This window comes from Mycobacterium paraffinicum (assembly GCF_025822865.1).
GTDB classification, from domain to species: Bacteria; Actinomycetota; Actinomycetes; order Mycobacteriales; family Mycobacteriaceae; genus Mycobacterium; species Mycobacterium paraffinicum.
The window spans coordinates 20,258-31,435 of the sequence record NZ_JACKUR010000014.1; the positions used below are offsets into that span (position 1 = coordinate 20,258).

The 11,178-nt window shown below is 64.5% G+C and carries 7 protein-coding genes; 1 reads left to right on the forward strand and 6 read right to left on the reverse strand.

Annotated elements, in window-relative coordinates; genetic code table 11:
* Positions 1–3 precede the first annotated feature (3 nt).
* Positions 4–837 carry a DegV family protein gene (locus tag H7J89_RS03800; protein WP_264036623.1) on the forward strand — a complete coding sequence of 278 codons (834 nt, stop codon included), beginning with the start codon at positions 4–6 and terminating at the stop codon, positions 835–837.
* Here the strand turns inward: H7J89_RS03800 and H7J89_RS03805 are convergent.
* From H7J89_RS03805 to H7J89_RS03830, 6 genes are all read right to left on the reverse strand, one after another.
* Positions 834–3,734 (reverse strand): MMPL/RND family transporter, encoded by a 2,901-nt coding sequence (locus tag H7J89_RS03805; protein WP_264036624.1) that lies wholly within the window; start codon positions 3,732–3,734, stop codon positions 834–836. The two genes, H7J89_RS03800 and H7J89_RS03805, sit on opposite strands and share 4 nt — an antisense overlap.
* The gene (locus H7J89_RS03810) at positions 3,731–4,159 is read right to left on the reverse strand and encodes an MmpS family transport accessory protein (RefSeq protein ID WP_264036625.1); all 429 of its coding nucleotides are present in this window, start codon (positions 4,157–4,159) and stop codon (positions 3,731–3,733) included. The genes H7J89_RS03805 and H7J89_RS03810 overlap by 4 nt, the downstream gene beginning before the upstream one ends.
* Before the next feature lie 204 nt (positions 4,160–4,363).
* Positions 4,364–5,422 carry an NAD(P)H-dependent amine dehydrogenase family protein gene (locus tag H7J89_RS03815; protein ID WP_264036627.1) on the reverse strand — a complete coding sequence of 353 codons (1,059 nt, stop codon included), beginning with the start codon at positions 5,420–5,422 and terminating at the stop codon, positions 4,364–4,366.
* 74 nt (positions 5,423–5,496) lie between these two features.
* Complete coding sequence (gene pe / locus H7J89_RS03820) at positions 5,497–6,582, reverse strand: acyltransferase PE (protein ID WP_264037086.1); 1,086 nt, start codon at positions 6,580–6,582, stop codon at positions 5,497–5,499.
* A gap of 72 nt (positions 6,583–6,654) precedes the next feature.
* Entirely contained in the window at positions 6,655–9,654 is a 3,000-nt protein-coding gene (locus H7J89_RS03825) for an MMPL/RND family transporter (protein ID WP_264036629.1), read from the reverse strand.
* A 76-nt stretch (positions 9,655–9,730) separates the two neighbouring features.
* Positions 9,731–11,152, reverse strand: a complete 1,422-nt coding sequence (locus H7J89_RS03830; RefSeq protein WP_264036630.1) for a condensation domain-containing protein — start codon at positions 11,150–11,152, stop codon at positions 9,731–9,733.
* Positions 11,153–11,178: the final 26 nt, after the last annotated feature.

Here is an 11,178-nt window from a genome sequence, read left to right on the forward strand (position 1 = left end):
TCGATGTCCGTCCTGGTGGTGACCGATGCGTCGGCGCGCTTGCCGGCCGACTTGCTTCAGCAGTGGGCGATACGGGTTGTGCCGCTGCACATTCTGCTCGACGGCGTCGATCTGCGCGACGGCGTGGACCAGATCCCTGAAGACGTCTACAAGCGTCACGCCACCACCGCGGCGGCCACGCCCGCAGAACTGGCCGACGCCTACCAGCAGGCGCTGGCCGACAGCGGCGGGGACGGCGTGGTGGCGGTGCACATTTCGTCCGCACTGTCGGGCACCTGCGGCGCCGCCGAACGGACCGCCGCCGACCTGAACACCCACGTGCGGGTCGTCGACTCGAAGTCGACCGCCATGGGCACGGGCTTCATTGCGTTGGCCGCCGCACGGGCCGCGGCCGCCGGTGGCGACCTCGACGCCGTCGCCGCCGCGGCGGATGCGGCCGCACGGCATAGCCATGCGTTCATGGTGGTGCACCGGCTCGACAACCTGCGCCGCAGTGGACGGATCGGCGGCGCCAAGGCATGGCTGGGCACGGCGCTGGCGCTCAAACCGCTGCTTCGCATCGACGACGACGGCAAACTCGTTCTGGCCCAACGGGTACGCACCGTCACCCACGCGACGGAGGCGATGGTCGACCGGGTCTGCCAGGTCACCGGCGACAGTCCGGCCGCGCTGGCGGTGCATCACGTCGCCAACCCGGACGGCGCCAAGGATGTGGCGGCGGAGCTCGCGCGCAGACTACCGGCCTGCGAGCCGGCGATCATCACCCCGTTGGGCCCGGTGCTGGCGTTGCATGTCGGCGCCGGAGCCGTCGCGGTCGTCGTGCAGCTGCCGACTTAAGCCGGCACCGGGCGCCTGGCGTTGTCGCCGCGGGGGTGTACCACTTGCGGCCACCAGAACCACCGTCCCAGCAACGTCGCGATCGACGGCATCAGCAGCGTGCGCACGATCAGGGTGTCGAGCAGCAGACCGATGCACACCGTCGACCCGAATTGGCCCAGCACCCGCAAGTCGCTGCCGAGCATCGAGGCCATGGTGAAGGCGAACACCAGACCCGCGGCCGTCACCACCCCACCGGTGCCGGCCATCGACCGGATGATCCCCGTCTTGAGCCCGGCATGGATCTCTTCTTTGAATCGCGAGACCAGCAGCAGGTTGTAGTCGGATCCGACCGCCAGCAGGATAATCACGGACAGCGCCATCACGATCCAGTGGATCCTGATCCCGAACAGGTCCTGCCAGATGAGCACGGACAGACCGAATGACGCCGCGATCGAGCTGGCCGCGGTGCCGACGATCACCAGCGCGGCCACCACGCTGCGGGTGAGCAACAGCATGATCATGAAGATCAGCGTCAGGGCCGACACCACGGCGATCATCAGGTCGTACTTCTCGCCGTCGGCCATGTCCTTGAACGTCGCGGCGGTGCCGCCCAGATAGACCCGAGCGTCGGACAGCGACGACTGCTTGATACCCTCCTGCGCGGCGGTGCGTTCGGCGTCGACTTGCGCAATGCCCTCCGGCGACATCGGATCGCCCTGATGCGTGATGAAGAACCGCGCCGACTTACCGTCCGGCGACAAGAACATCCGAAGGCCGGTCTGGAAGTCCGGGTTGTCGAAGGCCTCGGGCGGCAGGTAGAAGAAGTCGTCGTTCTTCGACGCGTCGAAGCTTTGACCCATCACGATCGCGGTGTTGCTCATGGCCTCCATCTGATCGATCATCGCCTTGAACGTCTGATACAGGGTGAGCGTGATGCCTCTGGTCGTCTTCAGCGTGGTGATCAGCGTGGGAAACAGCTCCGTCAGGTCGCGGGATGCTTTCGCGGTGTGCTCGATATCGGTTGTCAGGTAGTGGAATTGCTCGGCGAGCTGATCGAACCCGTCGAACGTGTCGAACAGCGACCGCAACCCGATGCACAACGGAATGTCGTAGCAGTGTCGCTCCCAGTAGAAGTACGAGCGCACCGGCCGGAAGGTGTCGTCGAAGTCCGCAATGTGGTCGCGAAGGGTGTCGGTGATCTGCGACGTCACCGCGGTGGTCTTTGCGCTGTCGTCGGCGGCCTTGGCCAGGTCCAGCGACACTTCGTACTGCCGCTGGGTGGTTTCGATCTGAGTTTGCAGGTCGTCGGCCATCCGGTGGATGTCGGCGATGCGCTCCTTGAGGAAGCTCATGTTCTGCATCGTCGTCTGGCTTTGGGCGCTGTTCTGGAACGGTATCGAGCTGTGCTGGATCGGGATGCCCAGCGGTCTGGTGATGTCCTGGACCATGGCGATCCCGAGCGTGCGCATCTCGTTCTTGGCGACCCGGTCCAACACCAGCATGTCGGCTGGGTTCCGCATGTCGTGATCGGACTCGATCATCAGCAGGTCGGGGTTCATCCGGGCCTCGGAGAAATGCCGGTTCGCGGCCTCTTGTCCTTGATTGGACGGGGCTGACAACGGCAGGTAATGGCGGTCGTTGTAGCTGGTGTGAAAGCTCGGCAGGGCGATCATGCCGACCAGCACGACCGCGGCGCTCACGGCCAGAATTGGTGCCGGCCAGCGTACTACGGCGGTACCCACCCGGCGCCACAGCCGTCCACGTTTGGCCTGCTTTTCGAACAGGTGGAAGCGGCTGCCGGCGAACACCACCGCGGGCCCCAGCGTGACGCCGGCCAGCACCACGACGATCATCCCGATCGCCACCGGCGCGCCCATGGTGTTGAACCACGGCAGCCGGGTAAAACTGAGGCAATAGGTCGCGCCCGCGATCGTCAGGCCCGACCCTAAGACGACCGGGGCGACGCCCTTGAATGTGGTGTAGTACGCGGTTTCTCGGTCCTCGCCCGCGGCCAACGCCTCCTGATAGCGGCCGATCAGGAAAATGCCGTAGTCCGTCCCCGCGGCGATCGCCAACATGGTGAGGATGTTGGCGGCGAAAGTGGTAAGCCCGAATGCGTCGTGGTACGCGAGAACCGCGACGACTCCCCGCGAACACGCCAGCGCGACAAAGGTCATGAACAGCTGCACCAGCGTGGTGACGATGGACCGGTAGACCAGCAGCAACATGATCGCGATGGCGCCCAGGGTGAACAGCGTGATCTTGGCCAGGCTGGCGTTACCGATGATGTGCATATCGTCGGACAGCGCGGCAGGACCCGTGACGTAGGCCTTCACGCCGGGTGGCGCCTTATTCTCCTCGATCACCTTGCGGACGGAATCCACGGACTGGTTGGCCAGCGTCGTGCCCTGGTTACCGGCGAGGTTCACCTGAACGTAGGCGCTCTTGGCGTCGGCGCTCTGCGCGCCCGCCGCCGTCAGCCGGTCGCCCCAGAAGTCCTGGATGTGCTGGATGTGCTTGGGATCCTGACGAAGTTGCCTTATCAGCTTGTCGTAGTACTGGTGCGCGTCGGGGCCGAGCGGTTGCTGGCCCTCCAACACGATCATCACGGTGCTGTTGGAGTCGAACTCGTGGAAATTGTGGCCCAGGCGCATCATCGCCTTCATCGACGGTGCGTCCAGCGGTGTCATCGGAGCCGAGTGGGCCTCCCCGACCTTTTCCAGGGTGGGCACGATGACGTTCACCAGGACCGTGACGAGCACCCAGCCAACGATGATCGGCACCGCGAAGATGCGGATCGCATGCGGCAGGTACGGCCGGTGGCCCCGCTCGGCCCTGGGCAGGCCCTTGGTGTTGATCGGGCCGGTGTCGGCCACGCTCAGGTCGCGTGGGGTCTCGTTGCTCGCGTCGCTCATGCGGACTTCACCAGGCAGAAGGTCTGCGCGTTGTGACCGTCTGAACTCCGCTGTTCGCGGACGACGCCGTCGACGGTGATCTTGCAACCGATCTCACTGCCGTCGCTCTGGGCCATGACGTTGGCGCTGACCGACGGCAAGGTCGTCGAGATGGTGGTCGACCACGGCAGCGGCGCCGCGTTCACCTGATGGGTGTTGGCGTTCTCGTCCCAGTAGTTGATGTTGGCGGTGGCGCCGGGCGGGCCGGTGATGTCGTAGACCACGACCTTCGGGTTGAACTGCACGATCTCGATCCCCTTGCCGGCGTTCGCGTTGAGGTCTTGCGAGCCGAAGATCTTGTGTAGCCGCGACACGATCAACGCCGAAAGGGCCAGCACCACTACCAAAACCAGCGGTATCCACGCCCGCTTGAGCACGCGAGTCACCGTGGGAGTACGTGGACCCGAGTCTGGACTAGCCACCACCTGACCGCCTTCCGCCTACCCGCCGTCCGGGCACTGCCGCGAAGCTCACCTACGTCGTCGACCACACCGATGTCTTTCGACCATTTTGCTCAGCTAAGCACTCTAAACCTTAGTGCACGCAAGCGTTCCTCCGGGGGCCTTCGATGTGGTGAACGGCATACGCGCTTACCCGGCCACCCGGCCGGTGACCGGCGGCAAATCGGCCAGCGTCACGATCCCGGGCTCGGCGGCCACCACGGCCGGGACCGCGTTGGTCACCGGCATCGCCGTGTAGATCATTCCCAATCCCATGAACCCGGGTTCCGTCCAATCCTTCGGCGGCAGGCAATGCAGGACGGTCCGCATGTTGGGCAGCCCGTACACCTGAATGACGTGGCCGTGCTCCAGTGGCTTGGGCGGCACCACGTGATTGCCCATGGTCCAGTTGAACCCGACGCTGACCACGTTGCGGTCGCCCTGCCAGCCGCGGTGGTAGCCGTAGACACTGCCGACCGTTCCCTCGGGGATTTTCATGAAGCCCAGATCCGAATCCCCGGTGGCCGCGGTGAAGGTCACGTCGAAGGTCATCCGGTCCAGCTTGGCCCCGATCGCGTCGGCCATCATGGCCGCCGACTCGGCGAAGACCTCGCTTTCGCGCCGCACGCTTTCCGCCAGCCCCGGCGTATCGGGATCCTGCGAGAAGCCCATCGCCGTCTGTGTTTCCGCCGATTCGTAGGTCGAGCAATCCACCGACTCGGTGATGCGAATTTCGTCGACGCGTTCGCACGCGCCGCTGAGCACCATGCCGACCATGTTCGTCATGCCCGGGTGCGCTCCGCTGCCGAAGATGGTCGAACCGCCTCGTTTGCAGGCATCCACGATGCGTTCGCGGTCCTCGGGTGTCTGCTTGCCTCCGGTGATCCAGGCCGCGCTGGAGCACACGTTGACGCCCGCTTCCAGCAATCGCACCAACTCATCGATGTTGGGCCACAACGGGTTATAACAGCACGCATCGGCGCCCGAGGCGAGCAGCGCGTCGATGTCGTTCGTCGCGCGCACACCGGTCGGTTCCGGCCAGCCGGCCAGTTCGGCGGCATCCACGCCGACCTTGTCCGCCCCGTGCGCGTACACCCCGACCAATTCCATGTCCGGCCTGCCGATGATGGCGTGCAGCGAACGTCGCCCGATGTTCCCGGTCGTCCACTGGATGACGCGCAGCGGGCGGTCTGTCGGCGGCTTGCTCATCGCGTCTCCTTTGACGTCGGCGAATCTGGGTCATTATCGCCGACGTGCGCCCGGGCGTGTCTACACCCTCGAGGTCAGCGGTTGCCCTGGTTCAGCGCAGCCATGGCGCTCGACATCAGCTGCGAAAAGGGATCGCCGCCCCCGCCGAAGGTGGCCTGACTGGCCGGTGCAATCACGGCCGCGGGGTCGAAGCCCCGCACCGGGTCCACTTGAAGCGGAGCGGTAAGCGGGTCGTCGTTGCGCGAGTATCCCGCATTCACCATCGGAGTCAGTTCCGCGTCGAGCTGATTCAGCACGTCTTCCGGCACGCCGAGGTAGCCCAACGGCAGTACCAGCGGGAGGTGTCTTTCCGGAATCAGATACGTCGTTGTCTTCGCGCCCCTGGAGTTGACGGTCGTCCTGATGTTCTGCGGCGGCACCATGCTCGGGTCGGTGAACGCGACCGCGGTATGACCGGTCGCTTCGCCCACGAGGGTGTTGGCCAGCGCTAACAGGTTGTCCGGCCGGTCGGGAAAGTCGGCGATCATGTCGTACGCGGCGACGAAAGCCTTGGTGTCGTATTGGCTCTCCACCGGGGGCGGGATGCGGTAGTCGAGCGCGGGAACGACGGAACCAACCGGAAAGAAGGAGGTCAGGAAACTCTCGCCGAAGCCGTGCCGCCCGACCGGGTTGCCAAATGTGCTGAAGACCAATTGGTTTGGTGGGGGAGCGGTCGGGTCACTGGCGAGCCTGGCCTGCTCGGCGTCAAGCACGAGCGAACCCTCGGACAACCCGATCGCGGCGCCGGGCCCACCCCTGCGGATCGCCGCATCCAGGTTCTCGGCCCCGACGGCGACCGACTCGCCCACGCTGGGCCCGTCCACGCCCACCCCCGGGAAGGCTTCATCCAGCCGGCCTATCCCCGGAAAGAGCCGTTCGAGCACGTGGCCCTGGACCTGCCCCGCAGGGTAGTCGACGATTTCTCGCTTCAGGCCGGGAAACCAGCCGGCACCCAGGCGCCTGCCGTACTCGTCGTAGGGAATACCCGGAACGTGAGCGCCGCCCAAGGCGTACGCCGTCCCGTCGCCGGGCTCGTCATCGGCCGTCGCGATCCCGAGGCCGAAATATCCTGTGACGCCGAGGGTTACCACAGCGGTAACTCCTGCGAGTACTTTCTGCATCGCCGCTTCCCGCCTGCCCGACTTGGTCTCGTAGTGTCGCATATCGCTCGTGGGCCTCGCAGCTGATGGGTACTAGTCCGCACGCCCGGCCGGTGAGCGGGATCGCGACCATTGCGCTCCCGGTCGCGATGGCCACCAGCTCGCCCGCCCGACCAGCGTAGCCAAGGCGGGCACCGTTATGGTGCGGACCAGGAAGGTGTCGAGCAAGATTCCGATCCCGATCACGAAGCCGCCCTGAACCACGGTGCCGATGCTGGAAAACACCAGGCCCCACATCGAGGCGGCGAAAATCAAACCCGCCGCGGTGATCACACCGCCGGTCGAACTCAATGCGCGAATGACGCTGTAACGCATGCTGCGCGGGGACTCGTCACGCATTCGCGAGACGAAAAGCATATTGTAATCGGCTCCGACGGCGACCAATACCACGAAGGCCAATGGCGGCACGCTCCAATGCAATTGCTGGCCCAGTAGGAATTGAAACGTCAGGACGCCGATACCCACAGCCGACAAATACGAAATGACGACGGAACCGACCAGATACAGCGGTGCGACGACCGCGCGCAGCAGCGCGATCAGCGTCATCAGGACAACAACGATGGTGACGACAATGATGAACTTGATGTCGTGCTCATAAAAATCTCGCGTGTCCCGCAGCGTAACGGGATATCCGGCCATCGATATCGAGGCGTCTGCCAATGAGGTATTCGGTTGGGCTCCCCGGGCGGTATCGCTGATCGCACTGACCTGATCCATCGCCTCGGAGCTGAACGGGTTGAGTTTGGTCTGAACCAAATACCGCACCGAGTGCCCGTCGGGCGAAATGAACGCCTTGGCGGCTTTCTTGAACTCCTCCATGTGCAGCAGCTGCGCCGGAACGTTGAACCCCGCCATCGACGGTTCCGCCGCGTCACGTTTCAGCGTGAGGAGGAACGCCGACGCCTCGCCGAGCCCCGTACCCATCTGTTTGATCTGGTCGACGAGTTGGTCCACCCCATCGGCCACCTGCCGGCTTCCGCTGGCGAACCGGTCAGCGCCTTGTTGCAGGTGGTTCAGGTCGGCCTGCAGGCCACCGGGCTGGTCCAGCCCCATGGCATGCAGCGCCTTGACGAAGTTGGCGAGTGCACCACGCAGGTGATCCACCGATGCGTTGAGGGTCTGCCGGTCTTGGAACGCCTGGAGCTGGCCCGCCAGATCGTTGATCTGGTCGAGGCTTCCGTCACCACGGGCATTGACCACGCGCTCGAATTGGGCTCGGGTGGCGCTGCAGGAGGGATCGGCATCGCAAACCTGGTTGCCCTCGAGCGCCGCCAGCACCGGGGCCACCCAGGCGAACATGTCCTTGACGGCGGCAAAGTTGACGCCGATGGTATGGCCGAGGGAATTGATGCTGCTGACGAGCTTGGCGGCGGTGACGACTTCCTTGACCAACTTGTCGCCGCCGTACTGGGTCCTCATCGAAGTGAAAGCCTCAGTCAGGCCTTGCATCCCGGCAACCATCTGGTTGACCTGGCCCCGCACATCGCCGAGGTTGTCGGCCAGGGTGTTGGCCCCAGCGAGCAGTCGGTCGAGATCATCGGCGTGGTCGCTGATCAGGGCCGAACCGGCGCCCAGGCGAGCGCCGATAGCGCCCGCCTGGTAGGTGGCCCTGAACTGTTCCGGTACCGCGCCCGCGGGCCGGGTCACGCCGCTGACTGCAGCGACGTTCGGCAGTTGGCTGACTCGGTCGGCCATCTGCTCCAGATCCGCGAGCGCCCGCGGCGTACGCAGGTCATGCGGTGACTCGACGAGGATGTATTCCGGAATGGACTGATTGACCGGGAAGTGGCGATCCAGCGCGGCATACCCGATCGAACTCGGTGCTGAGGACCGCAGGGCCTTGCGGTCGTCGTAGTTGTAGCGCACCAAACCCGCACAGCTGGCGAGAATGATCAGCACCAGCATGCTGGCAACCAGATGAACCCTGGGCCGGCGCACGATGCGTATCCCCGAACGTCGCCAGAACCGGGCGGTCAGTTCGCGGGGGGGCTTGACCCAGCCGCGCGGCCCGGCCACTACCAAGATGGCCGGCAGCAAGGTCATCGCCGCGAGGAAGGCGACACCGATCCCGATGGCCGATGAGATACCCACCGTGGAGAACACACCCATCCGGGCGAAACTTATTCCGAGAAAAGTGATTCCGACCGTGGCCGCGGATGCGGCGATCACTTTTCCGATCGAGGTGAGCGCCCGCCGCACGGCTTCGTCGAAGTCCGCTCCGCGCCGCAGATAGTCGTGGTAGCGGCTGATGAGGAAGACCGCGTAGTCGGTTCCCGCGCCGGCGATGATGGCGCTCAAGAAGACGATGGACTGGTTCGAAACGCCTAGGCCGCCGATTTGGGAGATTCCGGCGACGACCGCCTGCGCGATCACCATCGACGCCCCGATCGCGAGCAGCGGCAGCAGCATGGTGAGCGGGTTGCGGTAGACCACCAGCAGGACGACGAGCACCAGGGCGGCGATCGCCAGTTCAATCGGAAGGCGATCCCGCTCGCCCGCGACGGTGAGATCGCTGACGGTGGCCGCGGGCCCGGTTAGGTTCGCTGTCAACGGGGATCCGGCGACGTTGTGTTTGACGATGTCGGCAACGCGGAGGTAAGCGGCGTAGGACTTCGGAGTGCCCAATTCGCCGGCGAGGCCAACCGGCAGCAGCCAGGATTTGCGGTCCTTACTGGTCAGAACCGGACGCAAGGGCGGCGTGTTGACGAAATCCTGCAACATCAACACGTCGCGCCGGTCGTCGTGCAGGGCGCTCACCAGCTTGCGGTAGGTGGCTTCGTCGGCGGGCCCAAGCCCTTTCTCGTCGCTAAGGACCACCAGCATGAGGTTCTCTGCGCCCGATTCGTGAAACGCTTCGGTCATCTTCCGGGCGGCCACGCTCGACGGCGCGCCGCTCGGCAGCATCGCGAGTGGGTGCTTCTGCGCCATCTCGTTCAGGGGCGGGAACGTCAGCGGCAATGCGACCGCGATCAGGACCCAAAACCCTATGACGACCCCGGGCCAACGCACCACAAAATCAGCTAGTCGTCGCACATCGACCTCGCTACGCACCCGGCCGCGTGAAAAGGCCGAGTCCGGAGAACATCAGCAGGCATCGTAGGGTTCCCCGCTAGGCAACGCGCCCCCAATGACCGCTATCAGCGACCCGCAAACACACCGACTTCATCGCCGCGACATACCGGGCGACTGATTTTCGGGCAACCGCGTTGTCTGGAAACATTATCGCCATTACGGTGCCTTCCTCGTACCGGAAGGTATAGATCGTTAGCTGATACGAATACCTTCCGTCGGAGTAGATCCCAATGTTGTTGGTGTAGCCCATTTCAGCTGCCGCGAGCACGGCGTTCATCGGAGCGGCATCCCCGTGCAGAAAATTTGTCACCGGAAAGTTGGGACGGGGCCTGCTCAGCCACGGCGCCAATTCCAGCACGCGGTAATAGGGGACCTTCGCCATGTTCAGACCCGAGTCAAAGGAAGTCTGAGCCGCCCAGGCCGCGTCACTGAAGGACACGGCGGCAATCGGCACGGTGATCGGAACCAAGCCGGTAAACCAACCCTGCGTCATGAAGTTGTCCGAAGTCTTTCGGGTATCTCTGGGGGTGAGCCCGTAATAGGTGGCGGCACCGGTGAATTCGTGTTCCACCTGGGCGAGGCAGGCGAACAAGCCGCCGACGAAGCGCGCACCCGCCGCCGAGCAGGCCGCTTCGAATCTCGCGGTTTGTTGCGCGTCCATCAGGGTGTCCGTGATCATCTCACTCTTGCTGGGCTCCAACGGATTTCCCAGCGGCAAAGGGAACTCCGGCAGGCTTCCATCATTGTTCTTGGCGAAGTCAATCCACGCGCGTACCTGCGGCGAATCCACGGTCAAGTCTGACGTGTACCGGCGCTCTTCGGCGCAGAAATCGTCAAAGCTGCCGGCGGCGGGCAGCTCGAGGGGCCCGGCGCCACCCGTCAACGCCGTGTACATCGCGTGGGACTCCACCATCGTGATGCCGATCAGAGCCGCGTCCCCGTGGACGTGGTCAATGCTCGCGTAGAAGGTGAAGTGATTCTCGTTTTGGACGATCCCGAAGCTGAAGCACTCCCAGTGCAGCGGATCGGGTGTGGCCACCACATGGTCGTGCAAGTCGTCCACGGCCATTTCGCCGTGGTCGGTGGGCGCGAATTCAATATCGGCGGGATCGTCGATGGTATGCCGAATGATGTCGCCCGCGTCGGTGTGCTCAAACCAGCTGCGGTACGTGTCATGCCGGCGCAGATATGCGTTGAGCGCCTCATTCATGGCGGAGATGTCGCACCGGCCGGGGACTTCGCAGGTCGCGATGATTTGCCGTGAATAGTCGAGTCCCGAGGTCGTTTGCCGGTGATAACCCCGAAGATGCTGGCTCTGCATGTAGCTGACGGGCACCGGACTGACCGGCGCTTGCCGGGCCCTTTCCCGGGCCGTGGGCGTCGGGTGCCAGGAGATGACAACGCCCGGGCTCGGCGACCAATCACGGATTGAGCCGATGGTGATTTTCCCGATGCGCAATGTCTTCTCCTCGTTCCGGAGGGCTG

What these genes read in the sequence shown, in the direction of transcription:
- H7J89_RS03800 (WP_264036623.1), top strand. Translation starts at nt 4, where the DNA reads ATGTCCGTCCTGGTGGTGACCGATGCGTCGGCGCGCTTGCCGGCCGAC.
- H7J89_RS03805 (WP_264036624.1), bottom strand. Translation starts at nt 3,734, where the DNA reads ATGAGCGACGCGAGCAACGAGACCCCACGCGACCTGAGCGTGGCCGAC.
- H7J89_RS03815 (WP_264036627.1), bottom strand. Translation starts at nt 5,422, where the DNA reads ATGAGCAAGCCGCCGACAGACCGCCCGCTGCGCGTCATCCAGTGGACG.
- pe (WP_264037086.1), bottom strand. Translation starts at nt 6,582, where the DNA reads ATGCAGAAAGTACTCGCAGGAGTTACCGCTGTGGTAACCCTCGGCGTC.